This window comes from Rhizobium sp. PK7-22, from assembly GCF_056530405.1.
In genome coordinates, this window is sequence record NZ_CP096514.1 from 2,122,942 (window position 1) to 2,140,267 (window position 17,326).

A 17,326-nucleotide genomic window follows, 5' to 3' on the forward strand; every position below is an offset into this window, starting at 1 on the left:
ATGGCCAAGCAAGAAGAACTGGTGTTCCTCCCCCTCGGTGGGGTGGGCGAAATCGGCATGAACCTCGCCCTCTATGGTTACGGAGTACCAGGCAAGCGCCAGTGGATCATGGTCGACTGCGGTGTGACCTTTCCCGGTCCCGACCTTCCAGGCGTCGATCTGGTGTTGCCCGACATCCGCTTTCTGAAGAACGAGCGCAAGAACCTGAAGGGCATCATCATTACCCATGCCCATGAGGACCACTACGGTGCTCTGAACGACCTCTGGCCCGGGCTGAACGTGCCGGTCTACGCTTCTGGCTTCACCGCCGGGATGCTGGACGCCAAGCGCGCCTACGAAGGAAACCGGCCGGAGATTCCGATCACGCCTTTCAAGGCCGGCGACCGCATCAACGTCGGTCCGTTCGAGGTGGAGGCGATCGGCGTCAACCACTCGATCCCTGAGCCGATGTCTCTGGTGATCCGCACCCCGCTCGGCAATATCGTTCATACGGGCGACTGGAAGATCGACGATGCGCCGTCGCTTGGACCGTTCACCGACGAGGCACGGTTCCGCGCAGTCGGAGACGAAGGCGTGCTGGCGCTGATGTGCGATTCCACCAATGCCGAGCGCGACGGCGTTTCTCCCTCGGAAGAGGAAGTCTCGGAAGGTCTGCGCAAGATCATCGAGAGTGCCGAGGGCAGGGTAGCGATCACCACCTTCTCCTCCAACGTCGGGCGCATCCGCTCGATCGCCCAGGCCGCGCAAGCCGCAGGCCGGCAGACCCTGCTGCTGGGGAGCTCCATGAAGCGGGTGGTGGGTGTTGCCCGCGACGTCGGTCTGATGGAAGGCATCGCGCCCTTCCTCGCCGAGGACGAGTTCGGCTATATCCCGCGCGACAAGGTCGTCGTCATCCTGACCGGCAGCCAGGGAGAGCCGCGAGCAGCACTGGCGAAGATCTCGCGCGACGAGATGCGCAACGTCGCCTTTGCATCGGGTGACACGGTCGTCTTCTCGTCGCGGACCATTCCCGGCAACGAGAAGCCGATCATCGAGATCAAGAACGCGCTGATCGAGCAGGGCATCCATATCGTCACCGACCGCGAGGCGCTGGTGCATGTGTCGGGCCATCCCCGCCGCAACGAGCTCCTGCGCATGTACGAGTGGACGCGCCCGCAGATCCTCGTTCCGGTCCATGGCGAAGCCGCGCATCTGACGGCGCAGGCCGAACTTGGTGCACAGGCCGGCATTGCCTCCATTCCGAAGGTCCGCAACGGCAACATCCTGCGCATCGCGCCGGGTCCTGCCGAAGTCATCGGTGATGCGCCCCACGGCCGGGTCTTCAAGGACGGCAAGCTGATCGGCGACCTGAAGGAAATGGGGATCGACGATCGCCGCAAGCTCTCCTACGTCGGCCATGTCTCGGTCGGCGTGCTGCTCGACAGCCGCTTCGACTTCCTCGGCGACCCCGACATCTCGGCCATCGGCCTTCCGGAGCTCGATCACGAGGGCGAGGAGATGGAGGACACGCTCTATGACGCCGTGCTGAACGCCATCGAGAGCATTCCGCGCGCACGCCGCAAGGATCTGGGGATGCTGCGGGAGGCGGTTCGACGCGCCGTGCGCTCGGCCGCCAACGAGGCCTGGGGCAAGAAGCCGATGGTCACCGTCTTCCTCAACAAGGTCTAGCGGAGGGCCGCGCATGCTGGGACGCGTCAACCATATCGCCATCGCCGTGCCGGATCTGGCACAGGCGACGGCGACCTATCGCGATCTTCTGAATGCGCGGGTCTCGCAGCCGCAGGCTCTGCCGGAGCATGGCGTGACGGTGGTGTTCGTCGAGCTGGAAAACACCAAGGTGGAGCTCCTGGAGCCGCTGGGGGAGGGGTCGCCGGTTGCTGTTTTCCTGGAGAAGAACCCGTCCGGCGGCATGCACCACATCTGCTACGAGGTCGCCGACATCCTTGCGGCGCGCGATCAGCTGCAGCGGGCCGGAATGAGGATCCTGGGTGACGGAACGCCGAAAACCGGCGCCCATGGAAAACCGGTGCTCTTCCTGCACCCCAAGGACATGGCGGGAACGCTGGTAGAGCTGGAGGAGGTGTGACAGTCCGCCTCTATGGCTGGGTTTGTACGCAGCGACGGATGTCGCTATAAGTGCGCCAAGCCCAGCAGGAAGTTCAGAATGTCGTTCCTACCCATCTTCGCGGTCTATTTCATCATCTGGTGGCTCACGCTCTTTGCGGTATTGCCGCTTGGCATGCGTTCGCAGGACGATGAGGGAGAGGTGACGCTGGGAACTGTTGGTAGCGCTCCGGCACACATGCGCATGGGCCGGGTGCTGATCATCACCACGCTGGTGTCGGCGGTCATCTATGGGGTCTGGTTTGCGGCCTCTACCTATTTCGGCATGAGCATCGCGAGCCTGCCGCGGATTGTCCCCGACTTTCGTTGATGGAGAGAGGGTCGGCCGTTGACGGGCCAAAAAAAAACAAGGCCGTGAGGCCTTGTTCCAGTTTCGCGTGATCCTTAACCGTTGCCGGGGCTGCGACGAGCGCGCCTAAGATCTGATCCTCCCAAGACTTGACCGCGATCAAGCAAGGATTTGATCTCCTTGCCTCTTTTATGGGCTAAACCTAGCCTAAAGATTAAGCCCTGTCACCCAGTTTTTTTGTATTTTTGCTACACTCTTGCAATAATTTTCCAGTTGACAAAAATGTCGCAGGCTTGTCACAAATTTCCCTTGTTCATCTGATCTGGGTTCCGCGCCGACAGCTGTTGCGCGAGCCCACGCACGTCAGGGCGGGTTCCCATCGCCTTCCGAAACGGCTATGACGCTGCTGCCAAAGCAAGCTTGAAAACAGCCGATTCCCGCCAGGGAAATCTCGAAAATCCGGAAAAATCCATGCGTCTGTCCCGCTACTTCCTGCCCATCCTGAAGGAGAACCCGAAGGAAGCCGAAATCGTCTCCCATCGCCTGATGCTGCGGGCCGGTATGATCCGCCAGCAGAGCCAGGGGATCTACTCGTGGCTGCCGCTCGGCAAGCGGGTGCTCGACAAGGTCAATGCGATCGTGCGCGAGGAACAGAACCGCGCTGGTGCCATCGAGCTGCTGATGCCGACGCTCCAGTCGGCCGAGCTCTGGCAGGAAAGCGGACGCTACGAGGCCTACGGCAAAGAGATGCTGCGCATCGCCGACCGCCAGGACCGGCCGATGCTGTACGGACCCACCAACGAGGAGATGGTCACGGACATCTTCCGCTCCTACGTGAAGTCCTACAAGAACCTGCCGCTCAATCTCTACCATATCCAGCTGAAGTTCCGCGACGAGATCCGTCCGCGCTTCGGCACCATGCGCTCGCGCGAGTTCCTGATGAAGGACGCCTATTCCTTCGACCTGACGAAGGAAGGCGCCATCCATTCCTACAACAAGATGTTCGTCGCCTACCTGCGCACCTTCGCGCGGCTTGGCGTGCGGGCAATTCCGATGCGCGCCGACACCGGCCCGATCGGCGGCAACCACAGCCACGAATTCATCATCCTGGCAGACACGGGCGAGTCCGAAGTGTTCTCCCACAAGAGCTTCACCGAGTTCGACATTCCCTCGGTCGACACGGAATTCGATGACGTCGCCGGACTGCAGGCGATCTTCGACAAGTGGACCTCCGTCTATGCCGCCACCTCGGAGATGCATGACGCGGCGGCCTTCGACGCCATTCCCGCCTCGGATCGTCTCTCGGCCCGCGGCATCGAGGTCGGCCACATCTTCTACTTCGGCACGAAATACTCCGAACCCATGGGCGCCAAGGTGCAGGGGCCTGACGGCAAGGAACACCTTGTCCACATGGGATCCTATGGCATCGGTCCCACACGCCTTGTTCCCGCCATCATCGAAGCCTCGCATGACGAGAACGGAATCATCTGGCCGGCATCCGTCGCGCCCTTCGATACCATGCTGATCAACATGAAGCCCGGCGACGCCGCCTGCGATAGCGTCTGCGGCCAGCTTTATGAGGGCCTCGGCAAGGACGGCAAGGACGTCCTGTACGATGACACGGACGACCGCGCCGGTACGAAATTCGCCACCGCCGATCTCATCGGTGTGCCGGTGCAGGTCATCGTCGGGCCGCGTTCTGCGGCCAGCGGCGAGGTCGAGGTCAAGGATCGCAGGACCGGCGCACGCGAGGTCATGACGCTTGAGGCCGCCATGAACAAGCTCACCGGCTGAGCCGGCAGCTTCGGGCGGTCGGATAAAACGGGTTGAGGATAGAGAATGGCAAGCGCAGCGGATAGTCAGACGGAAAAGATGGACCTCGGTCCTTCGGCCGCACCATTCTCCGCCTTTGAGCGGATGGTGGCGTGGCGCTACCTGAGGTCCCGGCGCAAGGAAGCCTTCATCTCCGTCATCGCCGGATTTTCCTTCATCGGCATCATGCTGGGCGTTGCGACCCTGATCATCGTCATGGCGGTCATGAACGGCTTTCGCACCGAACTGATCTCGCGGATCCTCGGCATCAACGGACACATGATCGTCCAGCCGATCGACGGCCCGCTGACCGACTACGCCGATCTTGCCGTCAAGTTCGAGGCCGTGCCCGGCGTCAAGATGGCGCTGCCGCTGGTGGAGGGGCAGACGCTGGCATCCGGCCGCGCCGGTGCTGGATCCGGCGCTCTGGTGCGCGGCATCCGCGCCGAGGACCTGGAGAAACTGCCTCAGATTGCCGGCAACATCCGCCAGGGCGATATCGTCGGCTTTGCTTCGGGGCAGGGCGTGCTCGTCGGCTCCCGGCTTGCGGCGTCGCTGGGCATCACCGCCGGCGACGACATCACCTTGATTTCGCCCGAAGGCGACGTCACGCCGATGGGCGTCAACCCGCGCGTGAAAGCCTACCCGGTTTCCGGCGTCTTCGAGATCGGCATGTCGGAATACGACGCCACCATTCTCTACATGCCGCTCGAGGAGGCGCAGCTCTATTTCAACGCCGATGGCCTCGTGCAGTCGATCGAGCTTTTCGTCGATGACCCGGACAACGTGGAAGGCCTGCGACCCCTCGTCGAGGCGGCGGCAGGACGCCAGGTTCACGTTACCGATTGGCGGCAGCGCAACCAGACCTTCTTCTCGGCGCTGCAGGTGGAGCGAAACGTCATGTTCATGATCCTGACGCTGATCGTGCTTGTCGCGGCGCTCAACATCATCTCCGGCCTGATCATGCTGGTGAAGGACAAGGGGAGCGATATCGCGATCCTGAGGACGATGGGCGCCGGCTCGGGCGCCATCATGCGGATCTTCTTCATGACAGGCGCCGCGATCGGCACGGTCGGCACCTTCGCGGGCGTTCTGCTCGGGGTCATCGTCTGTCTCAACATCGAATCGATCCGGCAGTTCTTCTCCTGGCTTTCGGGCACGGTGCTTTTTGATCCGGAACTCTACTTCCTCAGCCAGCTGCCGGCGGAAATGAGCTTCAGCGAAACGTTCTCGGTGGTGATGATGGCCTTGGTGCTGTCCTTCCTGGCGACGATCTTCCCGGCATGGCGTGCCTCCAAGCTCGACCCGGTCCAGGCCCTCCGCTACGAATAGGATTATCCATCTTCATGGTAAGCAAAACGGTTCTGCAGCTCACGGCCATCGAACGGCACTACGGCGAGGGCGAGATGATGCTCTCGATCCTGAAGGACGCCAATTTCGAGCTGAGAAGCGGCGAGACGGTCGCGCTCGTTGCGCCCTCCGGCACGGGCAAGTCGACCCTGCTGCATCTGGCCGGTCTCCTGGAGCATCCCGACGGCGGCGAGGTCGTGGTCAACGGGCGGTCCTGCAACGGCCTGTCTGATGATGAGCGGACGGCTATCCGCCGCAGCGACATCGGCTTCGTCTACCAGTTCCACCATCTCCTGCCGGAGTTCACGGCGCTCGAAAACATCATGATGCCGCAGCTCATCGCCGGCCTTGGGCAAGCGGAAGCAAAGGAGCGGGCGGCGCAGCTTCTCGACTACATGCGCATCGGCCACCGCGCCGAACATCGCCCCACCGAGCTTTCCGGCGGCGAGCAGCAGCGGGTGGCCATTGCCCGCGCCGTCGCCAATGCGCCGCGTATTCTTCTGGCAGACGAGCCGACCGGCAACCTAGACCCGAAGACCGCCTCCTACGTCTTCGATGCGCTGGAGGCCTTGGTGCGCCAATCGGGTCTCGCGGCCATGATAGCCACCCACAACCACGATCTGGCGGCCCGCATGGATCGCCGCGTCACTATCGAGGGCGGCAGGGTCGTCGACTTCTAACCGAGCCATTCTCCAACCTGTTGTTCACCAAGGCTGCCGGCAACGGCGGCCTTGTTCTGTTTTTCCTGCGTCAGGGTTGACGCAGGAATAAAAAGAGAACAAAGTGCCAACATACAGGAACAAAGGAGATGACGATGACGGACCTCATTCGTGACATTGCTGCATTTGCCTCCATCGCGACCTTCGTCGCCAGCCTTTCCATGCTGATGATGGCGATGTAAGCACGCCGGCGCCGAAAGGCGTTGACGACCGCAGTCAGAACTGGACTTCACGGGCCGGAAGCCGGAAAATCACCTGATTCATGAGGTGATGTAAGACTATGGCAGAGCGGACGGAAAACATGGTGGTGGGCGGCGTAGCAGGCACGCCGCAATTCGTTCATCTGCGGGTTCATTCCGCCTTCTCGCTGCTCGAAGGCGCTTTGCCGCTCAAGAAGATCCTCTCCAAGGCCGTCGCCGACAACCAGCCGGCGATCGCCATCGCCGACACCAACAATCTCTTCGTGGCGCTGGAATTTGCCCAGAAGGCAATCGACGAGGGTTTGCAGCCCATCATCGGCTGCCAGGTCTCCCTCGACATGGAGGACCAGACCGAGGAGCGTCGCAACCATCATCAGCTCGCCAAGCTCCCTGCGATCGTCCTGCTTGCCTCCACCGCCGACGGCTACGAGCGGCTCGTCGATCTCATCAGCCGCGCCTATCTCGGCGGCGAGAGCCAGCAGGCGGTGCATCTGCGTGCCTCCTGGCTGGAGGAAGCGGGTACAGAAGGACTGATCGCGCTGACAGGTGCACGCGGCGGTCCGGTCGATGTCTGCGTGAAGGACGGCAATCCCTCCCACGCCCAAGCCCGGCTCCTCCGTCTGAAGACGCTGTTTCCGGACCGCCTCTATGTCGAGCTGCAGCGTCACGGGTCCTACGATCGCCGCCACGAACACAAGATGGTCAGCCTCGCCTATGACCACGACCTGCCGCTGGTGGCCACCAACGAAGCCTTCTTTCCCACCCGCGACGACTTCGACGCCCATGACGCCTTGATGGCGGTTGCCCACAACGCGATGGTGTCCGATGACAGCCGCTTCCGCCTGACCCCGGATCACTACCTGAAGAGCCGCGCCGAGATGGCCGCGCTCTTTGCCGACCTTCCGGAGGCGTTGGAGAACACTGTCGAGATCGCCCGGCGCTGTTCGTTTATCCTTGAGACCAGAAAGCCGATCCTGCCGCGTTTCACCGGGGCAAGCGATGACCCCGACGAGGCCGACCGGGCCGAGGGCGCCGAACTGCGGCGCCAGTCGATCGAGGGTCTGGAGAGCCGGATCGCTCTTCTCGGCATAACGCCGGGTTATACGGAGCAGGACTACCGCGAACGGCTGGATTTCGAGCTCAGCGTCATCGAGCGCATGAAGTTCCCCGGCTACTTCCTGATCGTTGCCGACTTCATCAAATGGGCGAAGAACCAGGGCATTCCCGTCGGTCCTGGCCGTGGTTCGGGTGCCGGTTCGCTGGTGGCCTACGCTCTGACGATCACCGACGTCGATCCGCTGCGCTTCTCGCTGCTGTTCGAGCGCTTCCTCAACCCCGACCGCGTCTCGATGCCCGACTTCGACATCGACTTCTGCCAGGATCGCCGCGAAGAGGTGATCCGCTACGTGCAGCAGAAATACGGCCGCGAGCAGGTGGCGCAGATCATCACCTTCGGTTCGCTGCAGGCGCGCGCGGCGCTGCGCGACGTCGGGCGCGTGCTGGAGATGCCCTACGGCCAGGTCGACAAGATCTGCAAGCTGGTGCCCAACAATCCGGCCAATCCGACGCCGCTCTCGAAGGCGATCGAGGAGGAGCCGCGCCTGCAGGAGGAGGCCGACAAGGAGCCGGTCGTCGCCCGCCTGCTCGACATCGCCCAGAAGATCGAAGGCCTCTACCGCCACGCCTCGACCCACGCCGCCGGCATCGTCATCGGTGACCGGCCGCTGTCGAAGCTGGTGCCGATGTACCGCGATCCGCGCTCCGACATGCCGGTCACCCAGTTCAACATGAAGTGGGTGGAGCAGGCCGGTCTGGTGAAGTTCGACTTTCTCGGACTGAAGACGCTGACGGTCCTGAAGACCGCCGTCGACTACGTCGCCAAGCGCGATATCCACATCGATCTCGCCCGCATCCCGCTCGACGACCAGAAGACCTACGAAATGCTCTCGCGCGGCGAGACGGTCGGCGTCTTCCAGGTGGAATCTGCCGGCATGCGCAAGGCGCTGATCGGCATGCGGCCCGACTGTATCGAGGACATCATCGCGCTGGTGGCGCTCTACCGCCCGGGCCCGATGGAGAACATCCCGACCTACAACGCCCGCAAGCACGGCGAGGAGGAGATAGAATCGGTCCACCCGACGATCGACTACCTGTTGAAGGAGACCCAGGGCGTCATCGTCTACCAGGAACAGGTGATGCAGATCGCCCAGGTTCTGTCCGGCTATTCGCTCGGCGAAGCCGATCTTCTGCGCCGCGCCATGGGCAAGAAGATCAAGGCGGAGATGGACCAGCAGAGTGAGCGCTTCATCGATGGCGCCATCAAGAATGGCGTCTCCAAGCCGCAGGCGAAGAACATCTTCGAACTGCTCGCCAAGTTCGCCAACTACGGCTTCAACAAGTCGCACGCCGCCGCTTATGCCATCGTCTCCTACCAGACGGCCTATATGAAGGCGCATTATCCGGCCGAATTCCTGGCCGCGTCGATGACCTTCGATATGGCCAACAGCGACAAGCTGAACGATTTCCGCCAGGACGCGGGGCGTCTCGGCATCAAGGTCGTGCCGCCTTCGGTACAGACCTCATTCCGCCGCTTCGAGACCGATGACAATCGCATCTACTACGCGCTTGCCGCCATCAAGGGCGTCGGCGAATCGGCCGTCGATCACATCGTCGAGGTGCGCGGCGAGACGCCGTTCGCCAGCATCGAGGACTTCTGCCTGCGGATCGACCCCAAGCAGATCAACCGTCGCGTCATGGAGAGCCTCATTTCGGCGGGCGCCTTCGACTGCTTCGGGCGTGACCGCGCCGAACTGGTGGCGGGCCTCGAGCGCATCGTCGGATACGCGCAGCGGGCCCAGGAGAACAAGGTGAGCGGCCAGCACGACATGTTCGGCTCCTCGTCGGCAACAGGCCCCGAGATGCTGGTCTTCCCGCCGTTCACGCCCTGGATGCCGTCCGAGATGCTGATGCGCGAATACCAGGTGCTGGGCTTCTATCTCTCGGCGCATCCGCTGGACGCCTACAAGGACGTGCTGGCCAAGATGCGCGTGCAGAACTTCGCCGAGTTCTCCGCCGCGGTGAAGCAGGGCGCCACCGCCGGGCGCCTTGCAGGCACCGTGACGGGCCGGCAGGAGCGAAAGACCCGCACCGGCAACAAGATGGGTATCGTGACCTTTTCGGATGCCACCGCCCAGTTCGAGGCTGTGCTGTTTTCCGAAGCTCTGGCGCAGTACCGCGACCTGCTGGAGCCCGGCAAGTCGCTGGTGATTACCGTTCAGGCGGAGGAGCGCCCGGAAGGCATTGGCCTGCGCATCCAGACGGCCGCCTCGCTGGAGGAGAAATCCGTGCAGATGCAGAAGGCCCTGCGGGTGTTCGTGCGCGACTCGGGCCCGATGCGAACGGTCGCCCGCCACCTCAATGCGAGAGGCGACGGGCTGGTATCTTTCGTGATCATCAAGGAAGACGGACGCCGGGAAATCGAGGTCGAACTGACCGAGAAGTACCGCATCTCCCCCGAAATCGCCGCCGCTCTGCGCACGGCGCCTGGGGTGCTCGACGTCGAGCTCGTCTAGAAACGTCGGCCTAGTAGAGGCCGACGCCGTTCTGATAGGAGCGGATCCGCGAGAGGGCCGGCTTGCGCGGCGTGCTCGATACCGGCTCTGCTTGCGCCACGGACTGTTGCTGGCGGGTGAGGGTGATGAAGTCGGTGCCCTTGCCGGTTTCCGGGCCGAGGCCCTTGTCCGTGATGGTGAGCGATGTGCCGTCGCTCATCAGGGTGGCAATGCGTTCGCGCAAGTCGGTTGGGATCTCCAGACGGTCGAGCGCAGCCTTTGCCGTGGAAGGGGTGGCATCCTCCTTGATCCCCAGGCGCTGCATCTCGGCAGACGAAAGATGGGTCGGCAGCGTCACCGCATGCCAGTCTGCCTTCTCCCGGTCCGGATCGACGCCGCTTGCCGTGAAGAGATGGGTGCCGAGCGGGATTTCGGAATCCTTCAGGCCGACCGGCGCCTCGAACAGCGGGTTGAAGTTTCGCCGAACAAGCAGATGGCCGGCCGGCGGCTCATCCTTGCCTGAGGCGCGATAAAGCGCTGACAGAAATTCCTTCGATAAAACAGCACCATCGGCAGGTAACTTCTTCCAGCGCTTGAAGCCGGCGATCGCCGAGCGCGTCATGGATCCCACAAGCCCGTCCGGCGTACCGGCGTAGAAGCCGAGCTCCGTCAGCAGCACCTGGGCGTCGAGGACGGTTTCCCTGGTCTCGCGCCGCTTGATGAGGATCCTGAGCGGCGATCGATCGGCGCCTGAGATGGAACCGGTGGTGGTCATGTCCGGTGCCTGCTCCGCGGAGTTCATGGCGACCTCGTAGGGACCGGCAGTCTTGCGCTTCACCGTCGGCCGCAGGTCGATGTCCGACATCAGCGGTTCGGACGGCAGCGGCTTCAACGGTGCAAAGAGGTTGACGTGCTCGATCTTCACCGGCTCGACCGGCGCGTCGGCGATGATCACATGCAGGCCCCGGTCGGTCATGCCAAACAGCGTCTTGGCAAACCCTGTCGGGACGCGCACGCAGCCGTGCGATGCCGGATAATCCGGGACCACGCCTTCGTGCAGGGCGATCCCTGACCAAGTCAGCCGCTGCATGAACGGCATAGGGGCGTTCGAATAGATGTTGGATTCGTGGTACTTGCGCTTCTCCAGGATCGAGAAGATGCCGCTCGGTGTCGTATGGCCGACCTTGCCCGTCGAGACGCGCGATATCGCAATCACCTTGTCGCCGTCGTAGACGGTCATCGACTGCGCATCCTTGGAAATGATGATCTGAAGGGCGCGATCTTCGCTCGCGAGGGCGGAACAGGACAGCATGGTCGCGGACAGGAGCCCGAGACCGAAGACGATACGACGCAACATCAATGACCTCACACGCAATACAATTGAGTCAAATTAGCGCGACTGACTTAACGAAGCTTTTCCGGTGGAGGGGATGAAGTCACAGCGGAGCACCATCCCATCACATTTCATTGATCGGTTCATGGATCTCGACGACGGCCACCGAACGTGTAGCCGGTCTCGACTGCCGCCTTTCCGAACTTGTCGCGCAGCCTGTCCATGGCCGCTTCCGCCGCGGCCCGTCGAACGGCGCCCCGGTCCACGAGGTCGGGGGGATCCGCAGTGGCCGGATCACAGAGATCACTGACGCCGATGCCGAGCAGGCGGAACCGCGTTCCGTCCGTTTCCCGCTCCAGAAGCGACAGCCCTGTGCGAAAGATCCGGTCGGCCAGCTGCGTCGGATCCTCCAGCCGGCGGTTGCGCGTCCGGCTCTTGAAGTCCGCGGTCTTCAGCTTCAGCACCACCGTCTGACCCGCGATCGCATGCTTCTTCAGCCGCGCCGACACCTTCTCCGACAGCCGGCGCAGGATCGGCACGAGATCCTCGTGACGGGAGATGTCGTCGAAGAAGGTGGTCTCCGCGGAAACACTCTTTGCGGCGTCGTTTGGGTGAACGTCGCGCTCGTCGATGCCGCGCGCAAGCCTGTAGAGCCGCTGGCCCATCGAGCCGTAACGGCGCATCAGGTCGCCTTCCTCCATGAACTGCAGCTGGCCGATCGTGCGGATGCCATCGGCGGCCAGCACCGCCTCAAAGGCCTTGCCGACACCCCAGATGGTCGTGACCGGCCGCGGCGCCAGAAACGCCAGCGCCTCCTGCCGTCCGACGATGGAAAAGCCGCGTGGCTTCTGCAGGTCCGATCCCACCTTGGCCAGGAACTTGCAGTAGGACAGGCCGATCGAAATGCTGATCCCCACCTCCGCATCCACACGCTTGGCGAATTTGACCAGCGTGCGGGACGGCGGATCGTGGTGCAGGCGTTCCGTGCCGGCAAGATCCAGGAAGGCTTCGTCGATCGACAGAGGCTGCACGAGCGGCGTCAGCTCCAGCATCATCTGGCGAATCTCGCGCCCCACCTTGGCGTATTTCTCCATGTCCGGTCGGATCACGACAGCGTCGGGGCAGGCCTCAAGGGCCTTGAACATCGGCATGGCTGAGCGCACGCCGTGGATGCGTGCCACATAGCAGGCAGTCGACACGACGCCACGCTTGCCGCCGCCGATGATCACCGGCTTGTCTGCAAGCTCCGGATTGTCGCGCTTCTCCACGGCCGCGTAGAAGGCGTCACAGTCGATGTGCGCGATGGGCAGGTCGTAGAGCTCGGCATGATAGAGGAGGCGGGGGCTGCCGCAGCTGCGGCACCGACGCACCTCGGCCTTCTGCTCCGCAAGGCAGTCGCGACAGAAGCCAGGTTTGGGGGCGGGCGCAGGTGTCATGATGAGAACATAAGTTGAACATCTTGACCCTACGCCTCGCGCGTGCAAGTCTCAAGGGCCAGAGGGGGCGTTTCGTCAGTCAGTACTCACCGGAGTCCAGGCCGGGTCCAGAATAGTAGCGCCAGGCGGCTTCTACTGCCTCCGGCCGGGTGTCCGTCGCTTCGCAGAAGGCGAGCAACGTCGGCTCGTGCCCCATCAGGAAGTCGATCATGCCGCCGAGAAACCCGGGATCGGAGACGGCGCCCCGAAGCTGCCCGGCTTCGAGCCCCGTCAGGGCCAGGAAACGGCTCAGCATCTCCGGTTCGGATGCCAGCCATGCGAGGATCGCGACCGCCGTCTGCTCGGCGTTCTCGGCTCCATGGGATACGTTTTTGGGATCGCGGGGCATTGCAGCCAAGTGGTTACCTCTTTTTCAACCAAATGCTCATAGGGTCGATTCCACATACAAAGTGAAATCGGCTCCGGTGCAACAATATAGAGTGTTGAAAAGCGGTCGAAGCAGGATTTGAGGACGAATGCATGCCCAAGCGGGTCATGATTGTCGAAGATAACGAGCTCAACATGAAGCTCTTCCGCGATCTGATCGAAGCTTGCGGATATGAAACCATCCAGACCCGCAACGGCATGGAGGCGATGGACCTCGCCCGCAAGCACCGCCCGGACCTGATCCTCATGGACATCCAGCTTCCCGAGGTCTCCGGCCTTGAGGTCACCAAATGGCTGAAGGAAGACGACGAACTGCACATCATCCCGGTCATTGCCGTGACGGCCTTCGCCATGAAGGGCGATGAGGAGCGCATCCGGCAGGGCGGATGCGAAGCCTATGTGTCGAAGCCGATCTCGGTGCCGAAATTCATCGAGACCATCAAGACCTACCTCGGCGACGCGTGAAACGGGAGAACTGACCATGACAGCGCGCATTCTGGTGGTCGACGACATCCCGGCGAACGTGAAGCTGCTCGAGGCACGGCTGCTGGCGGAATACTTCGACGTGCTCACTGCCGATGACGGCTACAAGGCGCTGGACATCTGCCACAAGACCCCCGTGGATCTCGTTCTCCTCGACATCATGATGCCTGGCATCAGCGGCTTCGACGTCTGCGAACAGCTGAAGGCCGACCCGCGCACCTCCCATATTCCCGTGGTGATGGTGACGGCGCTGGACCAGCCCGCCGACCGGGTGAGGGGCCTCAAGGCGGGTGCGGACGATTTCCTGACGAAACCCGTCAACGACCTGCAGCTCATTTCACGGGTCAAGAGCCTGGTGCGGCTGAAGACGCTGAGCGACGAACTTCGCATTCGCGCGGAAACGGCCCAGAATGTCGGCATAGAGGACATGCTGAGGGGTACCGACGGCCGGGAAGAGCCGGGGCAGGTGCTGCTGGTCGATAGCCGCGCAAGCTCGCAGGAGCGCATCATAAAGGCGCTGAAGCCGGTTGCCCAGGTGGTGGCCATGTCGGATCCCCAGGCAGCCCTATTCGAGGCGGCGGAAAACCCCTTCGATCTCGTGATCGTCAATGCCAATCTGGACGAATACGACCCGCTTCGTCTCTGCTCGCACCTGCGCTCGCTGGAACGCACCCGCTTTCTGCCTCTGCTGCTTGTGACGGAGCCAGGTGCCGAGGATGTGATCGTGCGGGCGCTCGACATAGGCGTCAACGACTACATCGTTCGGCCGATCGACCCCAACGAACTGGTGGCCCGCAGCCTCACGCAGATCAAGCGCAAGCGCTACAACGACCGGCTGCGCACCAGCGTCCGCCAGACCATCGAGCTTGCCGTCACCGATGGACTGACGGGGCTCAACAATCGCCGCTATCTGGACAGCCATCTGAAGACGCTCTTCAATCGTGCCGCCGCACGTGGTCGCTCGCTCTCCGTCTGCATCACGGACATCGACCGTTTTAAACAGGTCAACGATACCTATGGACACGATGTCGGGGACGAGGTTCTGAAGGAATTTGCCAGCCGCATCCGGTCGACCGTGCGGGGAGCCGATCTTGCCTGCCGGTACGGCGGGGAAGAGTTCGTCGTGGTGATGCCGGATACCGATGCCAGCGTGGCCGAGATGATCGCCGAACGGCTGCGCAGCCTGATCGAGAACGAGCCGTTCGTGCTCCGCTCCTCCGGGGTCGCCCTCAACATCACGGCGTCACTGGGGATAGCCTGCAACGAGAAGGGTGCGGAGACGCCGGAGCAGTTGCTCAAGCAGGCCGACAAGGCCCTGTATGAGGCAAAGAACGGCGGGCGCAACCGCGTCGTGGCTGCTGCAGCCTGATCGTCGTTGTATTCACGAACAGTTGCGGCCTGCCGTCGTTGCCTTGGAACGGTGAGAGACTGACCAGCATCTGAGGCGAAAAATGGTCTTGGCGAATGTTGGAATCAGTGTAGTTGCCATCGGCAAGCCGGACACCATAGCCCTGGCATTTCATCTGGTAGAAAGCTTCTTGCCAGTTTCTTGTTTAAACTTGGTTTTAATTTAGTGCTTCACTGTTTCGTCATGTTTCGTATTTCGAAGCTATGAACACGGAAATAGTGCTGAAGTAATACCATCATAATTTGCTGGTACTATCGCTGAGAATACAGCGGCCCGTTGTCGCCACGAAACCGGATTTATTCCCGATTTTAACCAACAAAAGACATAGTCGGCCGGGAATTTAAGAAGACGTTGATTTTCTTGTTCGCTTGAGAGACTTTCATCTCCGAAAGTATATTTTCCCCAGCGGGAAGAGATACCCCATGATGCTCAGGTCCGCCGCATCTCCTGGGTCGTGGGGTCGGTCGACCGGTTGCACATAAAAGCGGTTCCTCGTGCCGTGCTGCAGCTGGTCGACCCCCATTAGAAAGCGCCGCCTCCTACCGGAGCGCGGCGCTTTTTTCGTTCAAGTTCAGCCCAAAAAGAAAGGCGCGTCACTTTGCAGCGCGCGCCTTTTTTCAACCGGAAGCTCGATCTTATTTGATCTTGGCTTCCTTGAACTCGACGTGCTTGCGAACGATCGGGTCGTACTTGGTCTTGGACATCTTGTCCGTCATCGTACGGCTGTTCTTCTCGGTGACGTAGAAGAAGCCGGTGTCTGCCGTCGACAGCAGCTTGATCTTGATGGTTGTAGCTTTCGCCATGATGTCCTGCCTTTAGGAAAAATGAGGCCGCGGGAGACCGGTTGGTGTCCACGGCGAATTCTGGCGCGAAACTACAAATCGCGCCCGAAAAGTCAAGTCTGTTTCGGTTTAAAAAGATACCGACCGATGGAGAGTACCACATAGAGGCCGAAGAAAGCAGCCAGGGCCCAGGCAAATCCGTTGTTGCCGCTGACGTCGATCGACGCGCCGATCGCTTGTGGGCCGGCCACGGTGCCGACGGCGTAGCAGAACACGAAAGCGGCATTCGCCGCAGCGAGGTCGGCGCCGGTGAGTCGCGACCCGAGATGGGCAAGCCCCACCGTATAGAGGCCGGAGACGCAGCCGCCCCAGAAGAGGAGCACGACGGCCGTCAACAGCCAGTCCTCGATCAGAAGCGGCAGCATGAGGGAACCGATGCAACCGGCCACCGCCATGGCCGCCAGCAGCGGGCGCCGGTCCCGCAGGCGATCGGAATACATTCCAAGCGGGATCTGGAAGATCATGTTGCCCACACCCATGACTGTCAGCAGCAGCGCGCCCTGGGACTCGCTGAAGCCCGAGCGAAGCGCATAGATTGGAAACAGCGACAGTCCACCGGCTTCCACGGCGCCGAACACGAAGACGGCCGCCGTCGCAGTCGGCACCAGCAGGATGTAGCGCAGGAAGTGCCGCTCCGGCTTCTCATCCAGCACCGGGCTTTCGTTGCGGGCGATGTAAATGGGCACCGCCGCCAGCAGGATGGCGGCTGAACCGATCAGGAAGGGCAGGATACCGTCGCTGCCGATCGCCGAGAAGAGCAGGGGGCCCATTGCGAAGCCCACCGACAGTACGGTTGCATAGATCCCGAGGACAAGCCCGCGGCGGCGCGGCGGTGCCGCAGCGTTGATCCAGAATTCCGACAGGATGAACAAGGTGGTGATGGCGCCATGGAAGGCAAAGCGCAGCGGAAACCACATCCAGAATGCTTGTGCATAGTAGAAGCCGAGCGCGCTGATGGCCGAGATGACGACGGCCCAAAGCATCGTTCGCGCGACGCCGAAATCATGGGCCAGCCGCGTGGTGATGGGCGCGGCGATCATGGCCGCGACACCCGCCATGGCAGAGTTCAGCCCGATCATCGTCGAGGAGATCCCGCGTTTCTCCAGGATGATGCTGAGCAGCGGCAGCCCGAGACCGATTGCAATTCCGACCGCGCTGATCGCAGATATGGCCGCGATCAGCGAGGGCCAGTGAATTTCTTCGACGTGGCCGTTTAGAGTGTTCTGTGGTCGGGACATCCGAGGGTCTCTGGATCAGGGGAGGACCAACCGTCCTCAACGGTAGCAGGCGGAGTGGAAGGCGATTTTTAAGTAGCTGTGGCGGTTCAGCCTGCAGCGTGATTCTGACATCTTC

Annotated in this window: 14 protein-coding genes; 9 read left to right on the forward strand and 5 right to left on the reverse strand. The window is 62.1% G+C overall.

The genetic code is table 11. The features are described from left to right. The 7 genes from M1E10_RS15095 (at window position 1) to dnaE (ending at window position 10,066) form a co-directional block, all read left to right on the forward strand. On the forward strand, window positions 1-1,668 hold the full coding sequence (locus tag M1E10_RS15095) for a ribonuclease J (protein ID WP_499173632.1): 1,668 nt from the start codon (window positions 1-3) through the stop codon (window positions 1,666-1,668). A 13-nt stretch (window positions 1,669-1,681) separates the two neighbouring features. After that, a complete protein-coding gene (gene mce / locus M1E10_RS15100) occupies window positions 1,682-2,086 on the forward strand; it encodes a VOC family protein (RefSeq protein ID WP_499173633.1) in 405 nt (134 codons plus the stop codon). Between the two features lie 78 nt (window positions 2,087-2,164). Further along, entirely contained in the window at window positions 2,165-2,434 is a 270-nt protein-coding gene (locus M1E10_RS15105; protein WP_499173634.1) for a DUF1467 family protein, read from the forward strand. Window positions 2,435-2,884: 450 nt separating this feature from the next. Further along, a complete protein-coding gene (gene proS, locus M1E10_RS15110; protein ID WP_499173635.1) occupies window positions 2,885-4,207 on the forward strand; it encodes a proline--tRNA ligase in 1,323 nt (440 codons plus the stop codon). A gap of 45 nt (window positions 4,208-4,252) precedes the next feature. Continuing rightward, entirely contained in the window at window positions 4,253-5,557 is a 1,305-nt protein-coding gene (locus M1E10_RS15115; RefSeq protein WP_499173637.1) for an ABC transporter permease, read from the forward strand. Window positions 5,558-5,571: 14 nt separating this feature from the next. Beyond that, window positions 5,572-6,255, forward strand: coding sequence for an ABC transporter ATP-binding protein (locus tag M1E10_RS15120; protein ID WP_499173638.1), 684 nt, complete (start codon window positions 5,572-5,574; stop codon window positions 6,253-6,255). A 319-nt stretch (window positions 6,256-6,574) separates the two neighbouring features. Beyond that, complete coding sequence (gene dnaE, locus M1E10_RS15125) at window positions 6,575-10,066, forward strand: DNA polymerase III subunit alpha (protein ID WP_499173639.1); 3,492 nt, start codon at window positions 6,575-6,577, stop codon at window positions 10,064-10,066. Between the two features lie 10 nt (window positions 10,067-10,076). On the opposite strand, the gene M1E10_RS15130 is transcribed toward dnaE, so the two are convergent. From M1E10_RS15130 to M1E10_RS15140, 3 genes are all read right to left on the reverse strand, one after another. Then, complete coding sequence (locus M1E10_RS15130; protein WP_499173640.1) at window positions 10,077-11,402, reverse strand: L,D-transpeptidase family protein; 1,326 nt, start codon at window positions 11,400-11,402, stop codon at window positions 10,077-10,079. Between the two features lie 119 nt (window positions 11,403-11,521). Then, the gene (locus tag M1E10_RS15135) at window positions 11,522-12,814 is read right to left on the reverse strand and encodes a DNA polymerase IV (protein ID WP_499173642.1); all 1,293 of its coding nucleotides are present in this window, start codon (window positions 12,812-12,814) and stop codon (window positions 11,522-11,524) included. Between the two features lie 79 nt (window positions 12,815-12,893). Further along, window positions 12,894-13,202: a DUF3572 domain-containing protein gene (locus tag M1E10_RS15140; protein WP_499177191.1), complete on the reverse strand. Its 309-nt coding sequence runs from the start codon at window positions 13,200-13,202 to the stop codon at window positions 12,894-12,896. 131 nt (window positions 13,203-13,333) lie between these two features. Here M1E10_RS15140 and M1E10_RS15145 point away from each other — a divergent pair, with 131 nt between their 5' ends. Continuing rightward, entirely contained in the window at window positions 13,334-13,705 is a 372-nt protein-coding gene (locus M1E10_RS15145; protein ID WP_029618618.1) for a response regulator, read from the forward strand. Between the two features lie 16 nt (window positions 13,706-13,721). Beyond that, window positions 13,722-15,092, forward strand: coding sequence for a PleD family two-component system response regulator (locus M1E10_RS15150; RefSeq protein WP_499173644.1), 1,371 nt, complete (start codon window positions 13,722-13,724; stop codon window positions 15,090-15,092). A 674-nt stretch (window positions 15,093-15,766) separates the two neighbouring features. On the opposite strand, the gene rpmG is transcribed toward M1E10_RS15150, so the two are convergent. Further along, window positions 15,767-15,934, reverse strand: coding sequence for a 50S ribosomal protein L33 (gene rpmG, locus M1E10_RS15155; RefSeq protein WP_029618620.1), 168 nt, complete (start codon window positions 15,932-15,934; stop codon window positions 15,767-15,769). 92 nt (window positions 15,935-16,026) lie between these two features. After that, the gene (locus M1E10_RS15160; RefSeq protein WP_499173645.1) at window positions 16,027-17,211 is read right to left on the reverse strand and encodes an MFS transporter; all 1,185 of its coding nucleotides are present in this window, start codon (window positions 17,209-17,211) and stop codon (window positions 16,027-16,029) included. Window positions 17,212-17,326 lie beyond the last annotated feature (115 nt).